A 17531-nucleotide genomic window follows, 5' to 3' on the forward strand; every position below is an offset into this window, starting at 1 on the left:
GCGCTCCGGGGCATCGGCACGCTTGTCGGGGGGGGGAGAGTTGACGCACGGTGGGGGCGGGGCCGGTGGCCGCCGGCCCCGTGCGCACCGGTCAGACGGGGTAGTGGAAGCGGCGCAGATTGGTGCGGAGTAGTGCGGTCGATGCGGTCCGCTTGATTGGGTTCATCTCCCGGCGCCATCGCGCCGTCTTCCCGGTGTTGAACGGCTGGCGGTACAGGTCCTTCGTGAAGTACGCGCCTTCCAGCGCGACACCGGTTTCCTGTTCGGTAATCTCCTCCGGACACAACTGGCGTTCCTCAATGGTCAGGCCGAGAAAGTCGAAGAGCCGGGAAAGCTCTGTCTTCGGCTCGGCGACCAGCTTTTCGAACTCGATCAGGAATACCCGGTCCCGGAGTTCCGGTCTGCTGATGAGGGAGAAGTACGCGTCGGCACAGGCGTTCCAGTGCCGACTCACGCTGAGGAGGGTGTCCCGCTCCGGATTGCGTTCCCCGCGCTGTCGGTAGCGCCGGTTCACGTCCTCGTGGGAAAGCAGCACGTCGCGCCCGTCACGTACCACGTTCACGAAGACGGCGTCCGGCCACAGCTCCAGTAGGGTCTTGGCGGCGAAGATATTGCTCGGCGTCTTCTCCGACACGAAGTCGGCGCCCGCCTTCCGCTCGACGGCCGGAGCGAAGAACCCCTCGTAGAAGTCCTTGAAGGCGCGGGCGAGTTCACTGCCTTCGTAGTAGAACGACTGCCGCGCCAGCCGCCACTCCACCGACATGGACCGGTACAGCTCGAAGATCCCGGCGGTGTGGTCGAATTCCGGGCCGCCGACGATCCGTGAGTGGCTGGCCAGCAGCTTCTGGACGAGCGAGGTTCCGGAGCGGGCGCAGCCTCCGACGAAGATGAAACGCATAGATCTCTCCCTGGCTGAGTCGTCGAAATCGGGCGGGTTCGGGCGGAGTCAGGGGCGCACGCCTACCGCGCGGCGGTGTTCCGGAGACGAGCGGAGGTCGGCCCCGCGGTGCGGGGAGGGGACCGCTCCGCGAGGCCGCCCGTCCGGCTGTCGGGGCACGGGCGGAACGGTGTCGGTGAGGATCGAGTCGTGGAGTTCCCGGAGCGCGCGGCACGGCTCTATCCCGAGGTCCTTGGCCAGGAGGTGGTAGCCGTCCCGGTAGGCGGCCAGTGCCGTCAGCCGGTCGCCCGCCCGGGCGAGGGCCAACATCAGCTGGAACCTGAGCCGTTCGTGATGCGGATGGGCATCGACCAGGCGTTGCAGGTCAGGCACGACCTCCCGGTGTCGCCCCGCCTCCAGGAGCACCTCGATGTAGTGCTCGTGCAGCATCAGCCGAAGCTCCTCAAGACATCGGATCTCCGCGGCCATGGAGGCGGTGCCCACCAGCGCCGACAGGGGACGGCCCTGCCAGAGGCCCAGGGCCTCGGCGAACAGCCGTGCCGCGTCGTCCTGTTGGGACGCGCGCCAGGCCAGCGTGCCGCGCTGGATGAGTCGGTGGCAGTGTTCCAGGTCGATCTCGTCCGGTTCTGCGGACAGCAGATAGCCCTTGCCCACGGTGTGCAGCCGCTGCTCGGATTCGGTCGACCGCAGGGTCCGGCGGAGTCGTCCCACGTAGAGCTGGAGGTTCTTGACCGCGGATACCGGAGGGTGCACGCCCCAGAGGGCCTCGATGAGTTCCGTCACCGTGACCTGCCGGTTGGCGTGGAGCAATAAGTAGGACAAGAGAATCTGTTGTTTGGTGCTTCCGCAGGGCATCCGCTTTCCGTTATGGGTCGCGGTCAGCGGCCCCAGAAGAGTAAATTTCATCCCCGTTCCCCCGTGGCGTCATGATGAGTGACGTTGGTCCTGAAGAGAGCCCGCACGGCCGCGCGAGGATGAGAATTCGCCGCGGCTGAAATCATTCCCCTCCTCCCGTGTCGAGGTCCGGCCATCGACCCCGAAAACCAGCCGGCCGACAATGGCACACACAGACTGGCGTGCACCAGGGGGCGCAGGAGGGGGATCGGGCACTGTGGGACTAACCGTCATCCTGGCACTCTTCCGGCCATGTCTACCAGCCGCTCCGGAAGCGTGGAGCAATGACGGTTCGTTTCACGCCAGGACGCGCGCCGCGGCATAAGCCGGGCCACGCCAATCGATACGCGATATGCAGATATCTCTAGCTCGAATGTGCGGCTCCCGCACCGACCGGAACCGTGCGCTTCCCCCGCCGCGGACGAGTAAACCTGTCAGGAGAAAACGGCCGCCCTGTCTACTGAACAGTAACCGACTGTGCGGAATGGCAAGAAATTATCGTTATGGCACAGTTGGTCGGAAGTCCACTGTTATATTGCTTCTTGCCGGGCAAGCGTTGCGCCATTGATCAGCGGGCCCGTGATCACACCGGCACCGGTTGATCGAGCGCGGCCGGGCATCCTCGTCGCCCCGCGCAGAGCGCCACCTCCGTGCGCCAGGAGGGGCGGCGGTCAAGAATTCGGCGCGCATTTCCGGACCTTCGTGGGAGGCCATGCCGTGCTGGTCGCAAGAGGGGCGTGAAGGCTCAAGTGGACTGCCAAGCTGACCGCGGGCCCGGCGGCTGGATCCGGAGGCTGCTGCGCTACTGCCGCCGGCATCCGCTCGCCCTGGCCGTCGTCGTGGCCGCCACCGCCGCCGGTACGGCCGCGACCGCCGCCGTACCGCTGATCATCCGTTCCGTCGTCGACGACGCGATCGGCCCCCACCACCGCCCGCTCGGGCCGCTGCTCGGCGCGATGGCGGCCGTCACCTCGGTGGGCTTCCTCGCTTCCTACGCGCGGCGCCGCGCCGCCGGCCGGCTCTCCCTCGACGTGCTGCACGCCCTGCGGTCCGACATGTTCCGCGCGCTCGTCCAGCACGACGGGCGCACCCAGGACCGGATGGACAAGGGCCAGCTCATCAGCCGCATGACGTCCGACGCCGCCACCGTGCAGCGGCTGCTGGACAACCTGCCGACCATGCTCGGTTCGGTCCTGCTGTTCGTCTTCGCCCTCACCGCCATGCTGGTCCTGTCGCCGACGCTGACGCTGGTGGCCGCCGCAACGGGCCTGGCCGTGTGGTGGGTTGCCCGGTGCGCCTTCGTCCGGGTGTCCGCCGCCGCCTGGCACGCGCAGGAGCAGGCCGGCGCCGTCACCGCGGTGGTGAGCGGAGCGGTGGACGGCGTCCAGGTCGTCAAGAGCTTCGGCCAAGAGGACCAGGAGCAGGCCAAGTTGCGGACGGCGGCCCGCGGCCTCTTCGCCTCCAGAGTGCGGTCGGTGCGGCTGCGCAGCCGTTACGGCCCACTGATGGGCATGCTGTCGGCGCTGGGGCAGATCGGCATCCTGGCGCTCGGCGGCTGGCTGACCCTCAGCGGCCGGATCTCACTGGGCACCTTCCTCGCCTTCTCCGCCTATCTGGCGCAGCTGATGGAACCCACCATGGTCCTCTCGTCGCTGGTGACCGAGGCTCAGCAGACCAAGGCCGGCGCCCAACGGATGTTCGAGATCATCGACTCCGACCCGCGCACCACCCGCCCCGCACCGCACCTCCCCCAGGACCTGCAAGACCACGAGCCGCGGCCCGCCGCCCTCCCTCCGGCGCCGCCCGCCGTGGAACTCCACCGGGTGACCTTCCGGTACGACGCGGGCCCGCCCCTGCTCTCCGGGGTCTCGCTGACGGTCAAGCCCGGCGAAACCGTCGCGCTCGTCGGCCCGGCAGGCTCGGGGAAGTCCACCCTCGCCCTGCTGCTCGCCGGCTTCTGTCCGCCGACCGACGGCACGATCCGCATCGACGGGCAGGACATCCGCCAACTCCCCATGGAATCCCTGCGATCCAAGGTCGCACTCGCCCCCCAGGACGGCTTCCTCTTCCACGACACCGTCCGCGCCAACCTCGCCTACGGGAACCCCGGCGCCACCCCCGACCAGATCACCGCCGCCGCCCGCGCCGCCCAGGCCCACGACTTCATCGAAGCGCTACCGCAGGGCTACGACACGGTGATCGGCGAACGCGGCCAGAGCCTCTCCGGCGGCCAGCGACAACGCCTTGCGCTGGCCCGCGCCCTGCTCAGCGACGCCGACGTCCTCGTCATCGACGACCTGACGAGCGCGGTCGACGCCAAGACCGGCGCGGCCATCCACCGCGGCCTGCGCACCGCCCTGCGCGGCAGGACGGTGCTGATCATCGCGTACCAGGAAGCCACTCTGGCCCTGGCCGACCGGGTGGCCCTGCTGGACGAGGGCAGAATCCTGGCCACCGGCACCCACCGGGCGCTCAAGAAGAACTGCGCGCCCTACCGCGCCCTGGTGGCCGCCGCCGACCCGCGCGCCGACCCGCCGCGCCACCACAGCACTGCGCCCCACCCGGTCACCGACGTCAACTCCGCACTCTGGACCCGGCACCAGGACCAGGACACGGACGGAAAGCCGGACCCTGAGCCGCCACCTGAACTCGCCGCCGAGGCGGCGAAGTTGCCCGCCGCGACCGACACCCCGGACATCGACGAACAAGCCGCCCTCCACGTGCCACCCGGCTTCCGGCTGTCCCACCTGCTGCGCCCGCTCACCGGCCCGCTGGCCCTCTCCCTCGCCCTGGTCATCGCCAGCGCGGCCGGCATCCTCACCCTCCCCGCCCTCGTACGGACCGGCATCGACCAGGGCATCAGCGGCTCCGACCCCGCCGTCCTGCTGGCCGCCTCGCTGGCGGGCCTCGGCGTCGTCCTGCTCACCTGGGGCGTCAACGTGGCCAAGGACCGGGTCAACGGACGGACCAGCGAGCGCCTCCTCTACACCCTCCGACTCAAGGCGTTCGGCCATCTCCAGCGGATAGACCTGGCGTACTACGCACGGGAGGGCTCGGGCCGCATCATCACCCGGCTCACCGCCGACCTGGAAAAACTGTCGGCCTTCCTTCAGACGGACCTGACCAACGGCCTGTTCAGCCTGCTCTCGCTCGTCACCGTCGCCGTCCTGCTGCTGGTCATCAACGTGCCGTTGGCCCTGGCCGTACTCGCCCTACAGCCGGCGCTCATCGTGGCGACCCTGCTGTACCGCCGGGTCTCCTCGCGTGCCTACCTGGCGTCCCGGGAACGCGCCGGCGCGCTGGTCGCCGGCCTTGAGGAGAACATCGCGGGCCTGCGCACCGTGCAGGCATACCGTCACGAGCGCCGCAGCCAACGCGACTTCGAGGTGCGGAGCAGGGACTTCACGGCCGCTCAGTACCGGGCGCAGTGCCAACTGGCCGCGTACTTCTGCTTCGTCCAACTGCTGGCGGACACCAGCGTCCTGCTGGTGCTGGCCCTCGGCGCGAGCTGGGTGACCGGCGGCTCCGTCAGCGCCGGTGTGCTCGCCGCCTTCCTCCTCTACATCGAGATGTTCTTCTCGCCGGTCCAGGAGCTCTCGCAGTCCTTCGACAGCTACCAGCAGGCCGCCGCGGGCTTCGAGCGGGTCGGTCAACTGCTGCGGACGCCACCGCCCGCGTCGGTGCCCGCGGCGCAACGGCTGGCGCTGCCACCCCGGCTCGACGGACCCATCGCCCTGGACGGCGTGCGGTTCGCCTACCCGGCCGCCACCCGCGAGGCGCTGTCGGACATCGACCTCGTCATCCCTCCCGGCCGCACCACGGCACTCGTCGGCCGCACCGGAGCGGGCAAGTCCACCGTGGTGCAGCTGCTCTCCGGGCTCTACGTGCCGACCGCGGGCGCCATCCGGATCGGGGGCGCCGACCTGCGGGAGTTCGACCCGACCGGCTACCGGCGCAGACTCGGGATCGTTCCCCAGGAGGCGTATCTGTTCGCCGGAACCGCCCGGGACAACATCGCCTACGGACGGCCGGACGCCGCGGACACCGAGGTCGAGCGGGCGGCCCGCGCGGTCGGCGCCCACGACATAATCGCCTCGCTCGCCCACGGCTACCACCACCAGGTCGGCGAGGGCGGCCGCGGCCTGTCCGCCGGCCAGCGCCAGCTACTGGCCCTGGCCCGCGCCCAGTTGGTCGACCCCGACATCCTGATCATGGACGAGGCCACCGCGGCACTCGACCCCGTCAGCGAGGCCGCCGTGCACCGCTCCCGCCGGCTGCTCTCCCGCCACCGCACCACCATCGTCGTGACCCACCAGATGCACACCGCGGCCGCGGCCGACTTCGTGGTGGTCCTGGACGGCGGACGCGTCGCGCAGACCGGCACCCACGGCGAACTGCTGTCCTGCGGCGGCCCGTACGCGGAGCTCTGGTCCGCCTTCATCGCCTCACCCCCCGCCCGAGCAGGAAGGTAGGCCCCGTTGAACCCCCAAGCTTTCTGTACCTGTTGGCCCCTGTCGCACCTGGACGCCCTGGAGTCGGAGGCGGTGCACATCTTCCGTGAGGTGGCGGGGGAGTTCGAGCGGCCGGTGATCCTCTTCTCCGGTGGCAAGGACTCGATCCTGATGCTGCACCTGGCGCTCAAGGCGTTCGCGCCGGCGCCGCTGCCCTTCGCGTTGCTGCACGTGGACACCGGCCACAACTTCCCCGAGGTCATCGACTACCGCGACCGCGTCGTCGCCGAGCACGGGCTGCGGCTGCACATCGCGTTGGTGCAGGACTTCATCGACCGCGGCGAGTTGCGCGAACGCCCCGACGGCACCCGCAACCCCCTACAGACCGTCCCCCTGCTCGATGCGATCGACTCCCACCGCTTCGACGCCGTCTTCGGGGGCGGCCGCCGCGATGAGGAAAAGGCCCGCGCCAAGGAACGCGTCTTCTCCCTGCGCGACGAGTTCGGCGGCTGGGACCCGCGCCGCCAACGCCCCGAACTGTGGCAGCTCTACAACGGCCGCCACTCCCCGGGCGAGCACGTCCGCGTCTTCCCGCTGTCCAACTGGACCGAGTTGGACGTGTGGCAGTACATCGCCCGCGAGAAGATCGAACTGCCCGCCCTCTACTACGCCCACCAGCGCGAGGTCTTCGCCCGAGGCGGCATGTGGCTCGCCCCCGGCGCCTGGGGCGGCCTCAAGGACGGCGAGACCCTTCAGCGGCGCACGGTCCGCTACCGGACCGTCGGCGACATGTCCTGCACCGGTGCGGTCGACTCCGACGCGGACACCATCGATGCGGTCATCGCGGAGATCGCCGCCTCCCGTCTCACCGAGCGCGGCGCCACCCGAGCCGACGACAAACTCTCCGAAGCCGCCATGGAAGACCGCAAGCGCGAGGGGTACTTCTGACCGTGAGCACCACCCACGCCATGGACGGCGGTGCCACCTCCCTGTTGCGTTTCGCCACCGCCGGTTCCGTCGACGACGGCAAGTCGACGCTGGTCGGCCGCCTGCTGCACGACTCCAAGTCGGTCCTGGCCGACCAGTTGGAGGCCATCGAGCGCGCCTCGCTCGGCCGTGGCCAGGAAACCCCCGACCTGGCGCTGCTCACCGACGGCCTGCGCGCCGAACGCGAACAGGGCATCACCATCGATGTCGCCTACCGCTACTTCGCCACCCCCCGCCGCCGCTTCATCCTGGCCGACACCCCCGGCCACGTGCAGTACACCCGCAACATGGTCACCGGCGCCTCCACCGCCCACCTCGCCGTCGTCCTGGTCGACGCCCGCAACGGCGTCGTCGAACAGACCCGCCGCCACGCCGCCGTCGCCGCCCTGCTCCGCGTCCCCCACGTCGTGCTCGCGGTCAACAAGATGGACCTCGTCGGCTACGCCGAGCCCGTCTTCGCCGCCATCGCCGAGGAATTCACCACCTACGCCACCAGCTTGGGCGTCCCGGAGATCACCGCCATCCCCATCTCCGCGCTGGCCGGCGACAACGTCGTGATGCCCTCGGCCACCATGGACTGGTACGGCGGCCCCACCGTCCTGGAGCATCTGGAGGCCGCGCCGGTCCACACCGACCCCTCGCACGCCCCCGGGCGCTTCCCGGTCCAGTACGTCATCCGCCCGCAGACCGCCGCCCACCCCGACTACCGCGGCTACGCCGGCCAGATCGCCTCCGGCGTGCTGCGCGTCGGCGACCCCGTCACCGTCCTCCCCTCGGGCCGCGCCAGCACCATCGAGGCCATCGACGTGCTCGGTCGGGCCGTGGACGTGGCCTGGGCGCCGCAGTCGGTGACCGTTCGGCTCACCGACGACCTGGACATCTCACGCGGCGACCTGATCGCCCCGACCGCCTCCGCACCGGCCACCTCGCGGGACATCGAGGCGACGATCTGTCATGTCGCGGACCGTCCGCTGAGGGTGGGCCAGCGGGTGCTGCTCAAGCACACCACCCGCACCGTCAAGGCCATCGTCAAGGACATCCCGTCGCGGCTGGCCCTCGACGACCTGTCCCAGCACCCGGCCCCCGGCGAACTCACCGCCAACGACATCGGCCGGATCGTCGTGCGCACCGCCGAGCCCCTGGCCCTCGACGCCTACGCCAACTCCCGCCGCACCGGCTCCTTCCTGCTCATCGACCCCTCGGACGGCACGACCCTGACCGCCGGCATGGCCGAAGGAACCCAGCGGCAGCCATCCGGTGCGACCGCCCACCGCACTGGGCGTTGATCACCTGCCGGTGATCCCGCCACCTGCCACAACGCCCGTTACTCACGGGCAGCAGCGGCTCCAGGCGCGCCCACTCGGCAGCGCTCAGATCCCCCGACCAGTCATACCCGTCCAACGAGTCGCATGCCCGGAGAGCCCCAACATCGAACCTTTAGGAGTGAGTTCTGGCATCGCGGTGGCCCGGGAGGGGAAGCGACCCGGCTATGGGATCCCTTCCACAGTCGCAGTTCCACATGCCGTTCGCGTCCCGCCTCAACCCTCATGTTGAGCAGGCCCGCGCACATGCCAAGGAGTGGGCCCGGCAGATGGGCATGTTCGATGAGGAGTACGTGCAGTGGCCGCAAAGGTGGAGTGAGGAGAAGTTCGGTGCGGCCGACTTCCCGTTGTTCATCGCCTTGACTCATCCGGACGCGGATGCCTGCGAGTTGGACCTGGTTACTGCTTGGCATGTTGCTCTGTGGTTCGTGGACGATCTGTTCCTACCGCTCTACCGGCGTGACCACGATCAGGAGTCGGCTGCGGCTCAGGTGGAACGGCTGATGCTGTTCTTGCCGTTGGACGGATTGCCGCGTCCGCTGAGCCCCGGCAATCCCGTGGAGCGGGCCTTCGCCGATCTGTGGACCGGCACGGCCGCCACCATGAGCCCTCTCTGGCGCGATCGGTTCATCAGCAGCGTGCGGCGCTTCCTGGACGGGGTGCTGTGGGAGCTTGAGCACGTCGACCATGCCGTGACCGACCTGATCGAATATCTGGGAGCCCGCCGCGATTTCGGCGGCCTGCAGTTCACCGCCGTGCTCATGGAGCACGCGATGGGCGAGCTCCGTCCGAACGTGCTTCGCAGCAGGGAGTTCCGCACCGCCGTTGACGCGTTCGTGGACGCCATCAGCCTGCACAACGACATCGTGTCCTACGACCGGGAGGTCGATGAAGGCACCGTGGGCAACAACGGCGTGGAGGTTGCCCGCGAAGCCCTTCGGCTGAATCGGCGTGACGCTACTACCGTCGTCAACGATCTGCTGACCGCCAGGGTCGACACTCTGGCCGAGGTCCCAACGGCCGTACCGCCCGAGGCAGTACGGTTCGTCAAGTCGCTGCAAGAGGCGCTGGCAGGCTCGTACCTGTGGCATGAGCTGACCGGCCGCTTCGGCCAGGCAACGGCTGGCGCCCTTGGGAAACCCCGCGGTCTGGGCACATCCGCGGCATATGTTCATTTAGGGCATTCCGGGGCTCATCGCGCTCTGCAGAACTGACCAAACGAGTCCCGTGCCTGAGTCAGTGGCCCTTCCTGTCTCTCCGATCATGATCGGAGAGACAGAACCTAGTTCGTCGTCGACCGGTCCTCGTGGCACAGCCTCGGCAACTCTCCGCCGAGCAGGGCGGCGGCCTGTTCCGCGAGCGCCCTGACGATCTCCACGGCCGGCGCGGGGCGGGTGACGAGCCCCGCGGACTGGCCCGCGTACAGGGCCATCGCTTCGAGGTCGCCGGTTGCGTCCGCAGTGGGGATCATGTCGTCGTAGCGCAGGTGACTGCGGTCATCGGAGGTGGTGCCCACCACCTCCCCCTCGCCCGGTCGGTGCGGACTCGGCGGGCGCCCCGCGCGCTCCCATGCGGTGACCGTGGGACTGCGCAGCGCGCGGTGCGGGGCGTCGGGCCAACCGCCGTCGAAACAACGGGTGTACACCGTGTCCGCCTCGGTCGCGCGCAGTACGGCCGCGCGGTAGGTCTCATGCGTGTTCGCTTCACGGGCGGTCAGGAACCGGGTGCCGACCCAGCCGGCCTGCGCCCCCAGTGCCAGCGCCGCGGCCAGGCCGCGCCCGTCCCCGATTCCCCCGGCGGCGATCACGGGGACCGGGTACACCGCGTCCACCACCGCGGGCACCAGCGCCATGGTGGCGGCCTGCCCGCGCACATGGCCACCGGCCTCCCACCCTTGGGCAACGACCACGTCGACACCGGCGTCGACCGCGCGGCGCGCCTCCCCGGCGCTTCCGACCGTGTGCAGATGCAGCGCGCCGGCGGCGTGCACCCGTTCGTTCACGGATGCCGGGTCACCCCAGAACGTGGAAACGATCGGCACACCTTCGTCCAGGCATGTCGTCAGGACGTGGTCAACCGGGAAGTCCAGGACCAGGTTGGCCCCGAAAGGGCGGTCGGTGAGCCGTCGCGTGTCGCGGATGCGTCGCGTCGCCTCCTCTGGGGTGTCCCATGTCAGTGCGAGCGTCCCCAGGCCGCCGGCCCGACTCACCGCGGCGGCCAACTCCGCGGTGGTCGCGGATCCGATGGGTGCCTGGATGATCGGCGTCGCGATTCCCAACGTCCGACACACCTGAGTCGTCAGGGCAGTTGCCACGACAAGCCCCCCTCGATTCGATTTCCGAAGCGGTCGCCGATGATAGCGTGCCGGAATTCGAAGCATCAACAGGGAAGTTGGATGTGCCGCAATGTCAACACCGAGGCCAGGAAGGCCAGTTCGTGGCTCGACGACGGGCCGCCCCCTCATGGCGGCACTCGACCTGTTCGGGCGGCGGTGGAGCCTGCGCATCCTGTGGGAGCTGCGCGCGGGCCCCCTCGGCTTCCGCCCGCTACAGAAGCAGTGTGACGACATGTCCTCCAGCGTGATGCGGCAGCGCCTGACCGAACTGCTGGATGCCCAGGTCGTGCACCAACTGCCCGACACCCGCTACGAGCTCACCCCGCTGGGATGGGATGCGTACCAGGCACTCATCCCACTCGTCCACTGGGCCGACCGCTGGGCAGCAACGATCGACCCACCACCGGCGGACCACCCCGACCACCGCCCCACCGAACACGCGTCACGGCCCGACACCGCAGTCGACTGACCGCGGCCCGTCCTCCCTCACCGGACACACCTGTGGACGTCAGCGGGTGGGGCAGGCGGTGCAGGCTGCGATCTTGCCGGAGGCGTAGCGGCGTTGAATATCGCAGCCGCACGGGGCCAGGCACCAACGTCAACGTCGTTGTTACGGTCAGTGGATGGACAAGTGGGATGCGGACGCCGTACACGGGCGGATACGACAGCTGGCGGCGCAGGACCCCACGCACCAACGCTTCGGGGCCGACACACACCAGTATGAGCTGACGCCCGCACTGCCAGAGGCGGAGATCAGGGCATTCGAAGGAGCACACCGCATTGAACTTCCCCTGGTATACCGGTCCTTCGTCGCCCAGGTAGGCAACGGCCCCGCCGGCCCCGGCCATGGACTGATGCCGTTGACCACTCCCCGCGCAGAAGCCGGCGAAGGCGAGGGCGAAGGCTGGGCCGTGGACGACGAGTGGCAACGAGACCGGCTACCGGGCCGACTCACCGCACGGTTTCGTCTCACCGAACCCCTACCCGGCCGCCTCAGGACACCCGTCGAAGAACTGACCCCAGGCACACTCCTGCTGACCGAGGAAGGCTGCGGCACCTACATCCGACTCATCCTCAACGGCCCGCGCAGAGGCGAGGTCTGGCGCATCGACCCCGACTGGGCCGGCTTCGTCACGGCCAGCCCCAACTTCGGCACCTGGTACACCGCCTGGCTGAACCACCCGTGACCACGGCTCCGCCCCAGCTCCGTGGCCTCGAACACCCCCGGCTCCACTTCCACGACAGCCCTCGCTCGCTCACGGCCCCGCGCCGACACCTCCACCACGCTGCGCGCGGCCGAACATCGCTCCCACAGTGCCCAGTTGGCCAATGCGGGGGCGCAATCGCGTCATCCTGCATGCCCACCGAATCAACATTTGCCACCCGATGACAGAATCTGTCCGCCGTCCCCGGCGAGTGCCGGTGGACGACCGACTCGGCGAAAGGAGGCCCTCCTATGAAGAAGAGGGTCAGTGCACTCCTCGCAGTTGCTACGCTCGCCACCCTGACGCTTGCCGGCCAGGCCAGTGCCGCCACCACCGCAGACGCCTCAGTCAACGCGGCCAGAACCACGGCCGCGGCGAGACCCACCTCCGACCAAGTGCTGGACGCACCCGCCGCATTGGAGCGGGGCCAGTCCTGGACTTCCGACACGGCTCAGCTGGTCATGCAGACCGACGGCAACCTCGTCGTCTACGACGAGTTCGGCCGGGCCCGCTGGGCCAGCTCCACCGTCAACCAGGGCTGGCGGGCCGTCTTCCAGACGGACGGCAACTTCGTCGTCTACACCCGCACAGGACGCCCGGTGTGGAACTCGCAGACCGCCGGTCACCCGGGCTCCCGGCTCGTGGTCCAGAACGACGGCAACGTCGTGATCTACGACGGAAGCCAGGCCATCTGGAACACCGGCACGGCCCACTGACCCGGGCCCGCCCACGGCCGTCGGCAGGTCCCTCGTTGACCTGCCGACGGCGGGAGTGCCCCTCCCTGACTGTGGTGTTCGTGTCCTTGGCCCTCCGCCCGTGGCCTTCCGTCCTCACGGATTCGGTTGGTTCGCGGGTGGCTGAGGGGCCGTCGGAGCGCCGATCATCTGTGTGTACTTCGCGGCCTGTTCGGGTGGGAGGTCGGCCAGGATGGCCGTGACGTTCTTCTCGGCCCGCTCCCGGGAATGGTTCGCCGCGGTGGTGTTGGCGAGCCCCTGCTCGTTTCCGATCTTGATTCCGAGATAGGCGGAGATGATGGCCACGATCGGGGTGGCGATGGCCCCGATGATTCCGGGCAGTTTGTCGGGGCTCTTCGACAGGAGAACGAGGGCCAGCGCGCTGAGGAGACCGAGGACCAGGAGCCCCGCCAACGCCACCCAGATCGGAGGAACACCTGCTTGGGGATTCGGTGATTGGGGAGGCGGTGACTGGGGATTCGACGGTTGGGGGGATGATGGTTGGGGAGGCGATGACTGGGGGGTTGATGTGCCGTCGGGCATGGGGTTTCCCCTCCTTCTTCCGCTCGGAGGGCTCGTGTTCGGGCTCGTGTTCACGGTGAGGGGTGCGACCGGCGCACCGCACGCGCGCGTACGGGTGCGGCGCCGACCAGGCTGGTGACCTCGCGCCACCTCGGTGCCGACGCGTCACAGTCCGATCGCGTCCGCGTAGACCAGGTTCTCCTCCGTCGGGCCGGACTCGTCCGCGGCGAAGTCGGAGCGCATGAAGGCGGTTTCGGTGACCAGGAGGCGCAGCGGCTGGTCGGGGCGGGGCGTGGGCAGGGGGATGTCGGCGGAGTAGACGGGGGTCAGGCTGCTGTCGTCGTCGGCGGGGAGCTCGGTGCTGGTGTCCGGGAGGTCGATCCAGCCGATGACGGGGTCGGGGACGGTGGGATCGCGGTGCTGGAAGACCGCGGCGACGGTCGGCGGGCTGTTGTCGTCGTGGTAGGCGGGGCCGGTGAGCTTGACGGTCAGCGGGTCGGTGCCGGACACGGTGAGGGTGCGCTCGGGGAGCAGGCGCAGCGTGTCGGTGAGCACGATCTGCGACAGTTGGCAGCCTTCCAGGGACCGTTCCTGGAGCCGGGCGAGGGCCGGGCGGAGGAAGGGAAAGTACGCGCCGCCGGTATCGACGCCGATGTCGCAGTACCACCGGCCGGTCGTCGGGTCGAAGGTGGGCTCAAAGCCCGCGGCGGTGACCGTGAACCCGTCGAAGACCTCGGGTAGCGCCACGTCCAGGGTGGTCTGCGCGCCGGGGAAGTTGCTCACCGAGGGGAGGGACACCGGGGCCGAGCTGCGGATCGGGTCACGGCCCATCAGGGTGATGAACGGGTGGGCCTGCGGCGGCTGTTCATCTCCCTGCACGCCGAGCACCACGGCCAGCAGTTCGTCGTCGCCCGACGAGTACCAGGGTCTGGCCAGGTAGACGCGCAGCCCGCCACCGAGGCGGCGCCTGGTCAGGCCGGCCGGGAGGCTTCCGGAGGTGTCGAAGGCGAGGGTGAGGAAGGTGTCCAGCACGTGCGGGGCGGCGGGTTTGGCGCTGCTCCGCACGGTGTGCGTGACGGGCGCGCCCTGCCGGCTCAACAGCGCTTGGCCGGGGTCCTGGGCGAACTCCGGCGGGAAGCAGTCGGCAAAGCGTGTCGTCGCCACCGGGGTGTACGACACCTCGCGGTGCTTGGTGTCGCCGAACTCGTGCTTTGCCGGCACCGGCGTGGCCGGCGGTTGGTCGGGTCCCTTGCCGGCGACGGCCTGTTCGGCCGCGCGGGTGTCGAAGGTCAGGTTGTCCCCGTCGAGCGTGCTGGGTGCGGCCGTGCTCGCGTTCGGGTCCGGTGCGGTGGCGGCCGCGAGCGGGAGGCGGAACACCGGGGCGGTGAGGGTGCGGGTGCTCGGCGCGGGCGCGCTGAGGTCGTCGATGTGCTCGCTCCACGAGGCGATCATGTCGATGCGTTCGGTGCTGCTGGCGCTGAGCTGCACGGCCCCGGAGAGCTGCTCGGCGGTCTCCCCGAGCCCCCGTCCCGCATCCTCGGACAGCGTCAACTCCGGGTCGCTCAACGGCTGTTGCACGGCGTGGACGAGCGTCACCTCGTGCCAGGGAGTCAGCATCCAGTGCTGATTCGTCCGCGCGGCCGCCATCACGCTCGCGAACTGGTCGGGGGCGCCGGTCAGCGCTTCGTGGCACCACTTGAGCATGCCCATGGTCGTCTCGTCCGCCGTGACGATCGAGCACACCCGCACGGTCGCCACCGTCGCCTTCGGCAGCTGGACGGTCAGCACGCGCGTCGTCGCGTCCAGACTGGGTTCCCCACTGCCCTCGACGATGCGGAGGCGCAGCGACTGCGGCGTGTGCCAGTCGGGACCGCCCCACGGCACCTCGAACGGTTGGCCGTCGGGCGCGCCCGGGAGTCCGTGGAACACCACGCCCTCGGCGAGCGGGTCGGGCAGGTACGGCAGGTCGACCGTCTCCCCGGTGTGGATGACGTAGTGCCCCGGTGCCTGTTCGGGAGTGGCCGTCGGGTAGGGCACCGCCTGCACGCCGGGCAGCGACGCGTCGTCCAGCGAGCCGCTCTCCCGCGCGGCGATCGCGTACACCCGTTGGCGTGCCTCGGCGTCACTGGAGCCGATCGCCTCGTCCAGCTTTCCGTGCCGTTCGACGCACTCCAGGGACGCCTTGGGCGCGACGATGTGCCGCTCGTCGGCGTCCTGGTACGGCGCGTGCGTCCCGCCGGAGACCAGGGCCGAGGCGTTGAACGTCTGGGCGTAGTCCGTCGCGGTCGACTCGGCGGTGCTGCGGATCACCAGCCGGTACGCCGACGACCCGTCGATGAACGCGGTGCGGGGCAGCAGCATCGGCGCGGGGACCGGTTCGAACCTGCGGAAGACCACGGCGCCGGACGCCGGGAGGGCCAGGACGTCCTGGTCGAGGAGGCCGTTCGCCTCGTCGAGCGTCGGGCCGTTGCCGGCCAGGTCCACCGTGCGGACCCGGATGCGGTACGCGTTGGAGAACCGTAGCCGCGGCAGAGTGCCCGGCCGCACCTGGCAGTCGATCTCCAACGGCAGCGTCGTGGCGGACGCGTCGGGAGTGGGCGGCGGACGGTCGACCGCGACGGCGGTGCCCGGGTGGGGCGCCGACTGCGACCACCCGTCCCATGTGACGAGGTGTTCGTGGATGTGGACCCGCTGCGGGGCGGCCTGCGGCGCGGCGAGGCTGAGTTGGAAGAACCCCTCGTCGGACGCGGTGTCCAGGTGGTCGCCCGCAGGGCTCCCGGGCCGGTCGTAGGTGACTTCCCGCTCGTGCAGCGAGAACCACTGCTGTCGGGTCTCGTCGAAGATGTCGATGCGGTGTCCGCGCACGAGGTCCTCGGCGTTGAACACCGCCCGGTTGTTGCCGGAGATCTTGTCCTGGTTGTCTGCGGCCCGCTGGAAGCCCGCGTACAGGGACTGCACCCGGCCGCTCTGCACCAGCGAGAGGCCCTTGGTGCGGACGGTCGGCGGCGCGCCTTGGGTGTCCGGGTCGGCATCGGCGGGAGCGGCGGTGGCGGCGGACAGCAGCTTGATGGTGACGCCGTCGATGTCGGCCTGTTCGATGGCGTATTCGGGATCCGGCAGCGCCAGGAGTCCGCGGGCGGGCGGTCCGAACGCGTCGTTGCCCTGGGCGGCGGCGCGGAAGCCGTGGCCCGGGGCGAAGGCGAAGAGCGTGGCGGCCGCGAGGTTGTTCGTGGCAGCGGGCGGCAGCAGCGATTGCCAGGTGACGATGGGGATGAGGGTGAACTGGCCGTTGGACGGGTGCAGTTGCGCGGCGGGCAGCACGAAGTCCAGCACCAGTCCCAGGCGTCGTTGCAGCGTGGGGTGGTCGCCGAGCGAGGACAGCAGTTGGTGGAAGTCGGGGCTGGGCACATCGGGCGGCGGCCCGATCGGCGGGCTTCCGTCCCCACTGCCGTCCCCACTCCCGTCCGCGCCCGCGACCAGGCCGGCGACCGGCGCGGCCGGTGGCCGTGGTTCGTGGAACGCGAGGAACGCCTCCTGCGGGGTGAGCTGCGGCTGCACGAGGGTGCCGGGCTGGGCGGCGATCTGCTCGTCGGCGGCGGCGAGTTGGGCCGCGATGTGCTCGCGCATCGTGTGCATGGAGCTCTGCGGGTGGGCGTCGGCGGTGAACCCCGCGAGGGTGCTCATGTGTTGGACCGGGGGCATCTGGTCCGGTGACTGGGCGGCGGTGTTGGCGAACGCGTCGCGTGTGGTGGTGGCGACTTGCTGCGCCGGATAGGTCACCGGTGTGCTCTGCCGGTGGTCGTCGAACACGAAGGCTTCCACGGGGGTGCTGGTGGTGAAGAGCATCGTCCACAGCGCGGAGTCGGGCAACGGTCCGGTGCGCGTGAGCGGGATGGGTGGGGTGCCGTCCTCGTTGCCGTCCGCGTCGCCCAGGAAGAGCTGGAACTGGGCGTCTTTCAGGCGGGCCGGCCAGTCCTGGAAGTCCGGGAAGGCCCCCAGGGTGTCGGCCCCGGCGCCGCTCAGCCGGGGCGCCACGAAGACGGACAGGCGTGCCTCGGTCCCATCGGGCGACAGGCCGTCCGGTAGGGCGATCCATTGGATGTCCTGTTGGCTCGTCTGGCTGTTCTGTTGGCTCGTCATCGGTGTGCCTTCCTGACGAGGTCACCCGTGGGTGTGCGGCGAA

General features: G+C 69.9%; 12 protein-coding genes. 7 read left to right on the forward strand and 5 right to left on the reverse strand.

The genetic code is table 11. The features are described 5' to 3' along the window. Positions 1-91: 91 nt before the first annotated feature. Positions 92-898: a sulfotransferase family protein gene (locus ACFVFQ_RS29640; RefSeq protein WP_383421866.1), complete on the reverse strand. Its 807-nt coding sequence runs from the start codon at positions 896-898 to the stop codon at positions 92-94. A gap of 48 nt (positions 899-946) precedes the next feature. Next, a complete protein-coding gene (locus tag ACFVFQ_RS29645) occupies positions 947-1804 on the reverse strand; it encodes a BTAD domain-containing putative transcriptional regulator (protein WP_383421868.1) in 858 nt (285 codons plus the stop codon). A gap of 737 nt (positions 1805-2541) precedes the next feature. Between ACFVFQ_RS29645 and ACFVFQ_RS29650 the strand changes: the two genes are divergently transcribed. From ACFVFQ_RS29650 to ACFVFQ_RS29665, 4 genes are all read left to right on the forward strand, one after another. Continuing rightward, positions 2542-6264 carry an ABC transporter ATP-binding protein gene (locus tag ACFVFQ_RS29650; RefSeq protein WP_383421870.1) on the forward strand — a complete coding sequence of 1241 codons (3723 nt, stop codon included), beginning with the start codon at positions 2542-2544 and terminating at the stop codon, positions 6262-6264. A gap of 6 nt (positions 6265-6270) precedes the next feature. After that, positions 6271-7191, forward strand: a complete 921-nt coding sequence (gene cysD, locus ACFVFQ_RS29655; RefSeq protein WP_383421873.1) for a sulfate adenylyltransferase subunit CysD — start codon at positions 6271-6273, stop codon at positions 7189-7191. A 20-nt stretch (positions 7192-7211) separates the two neighbouring features. Continuing rightward, entirely contained in the window at positions 7212-8516 is a 1305-nt protein-coding gene (locus tag ACFVFQ_RS29660) for a sulfate adenylyltransferase subunit 1 (RefSeq protein WP_383421938.1), read from the forward strand. Between the two features lie 233 nt (positions 8517-8749). After that, positions 8750-9766, forward strand: a complete 1017-nt coding sequence (locus ACFVFQ_RS29665; protein WP_383421875.1) for a terpene synthase — start codon at positions 8750-8752, stop codon at positions 9764-9766. 68 nt (positions 9767-9834) lie between these two features. Here ACFVFQ_RS29665 and ACFVFQ_RS29670 read toward each other — a convergent pair whose 3' ends face one another. After that, positions 9835-10866 carry an NAD(P)H-dependent flavin oxidoreductase gene (locus ACFVFQ_RS29670; protein ID WP_383421877.1) on the reverse strand — a complete coding sequence of 344 codons (1032 nt, stop codon included), beginning with the start codon at positions 10864-10866 and terminating at the stop codon, positions 9835-9837. A 148-nt stretch (positions 10867-11014) separates the two neighbouring features. Here ACFVFQ_RS29670 and ACFVFQ_RS29675 point away from each other — a divergent pair, with 148 nt between their 5' ends. From ACFVFQ_RS29675 to ACFVFQ_RS29685, 3 genes are all read left to right on the forward strand, one after another. Then, positions 11015-11356, forward strand: a complete 342-nt coding sequence (locus ACFVFQ_RS29675) for a winged helix-turn-helix transcriptional regulator (protein ID WP_383421879.1) — start codon at positions 11015-11017, stop codon at positions 11354-11356. Between the two features lie 154 nt (positions 11357-11510). Then, entirely contained in the window at positions 11511-12074 is a 564-nt protein-coding gene (locus tag ACFVFQ_RS29680; RefSeq protein WP_383421881.1) for an SMI1/KNR4 family protein, read from the forward strand. Positions 12075-12343: 269 nt separating this feature from the next. Continuing rightward, complete coding sequence (locus tag ACFVFQ_RS29685; protein ID WP_383421883.1) at positions 12344-12808, forward strand: hypothetical protein; 465 nt, start codon at positions 12344-12346, stop codon at positions 12806-12808. Positions 12809-12922: 114 nt separating this feature from the next. Here ACFVFQ_RS29685 and ACFVFQ_RS29690 read toward each other — a convergent pair whose 3' ends face one another. Beyond that, entirely contained in the window at positions 12923-13246 is a 324-nt protein-coding gene (locus ACFVFQ_RS29690) for a hypothetical protein (protein ID WP_383421885.1), read from the reverse strand. A 267-nt stretch (positions 13247-13513) separates the two neighbouring features. Continuing rightward, on the reverse strand, positions 13514-17488 hold the full coding sequence (locus tag ACFVFQ_RS29695; protein WP_383421887.1) for a hypothetical protein: 3975 nt from the start codon (positions 17486-17488) through the stop codon (positions 13514-13516). Between the last annotated feature and the right edge of the window lie 43 nt (positions 17489-17531).

Source organism: Streptomyces sp. NPDC057743, assembly GCF_042798755.1.
Classification (GTDB): domain Bacteria; phylum Actinomycetota; class Actinomycetes; order Streptomycetales; family Streptomycetaceae; genus Streptomyces.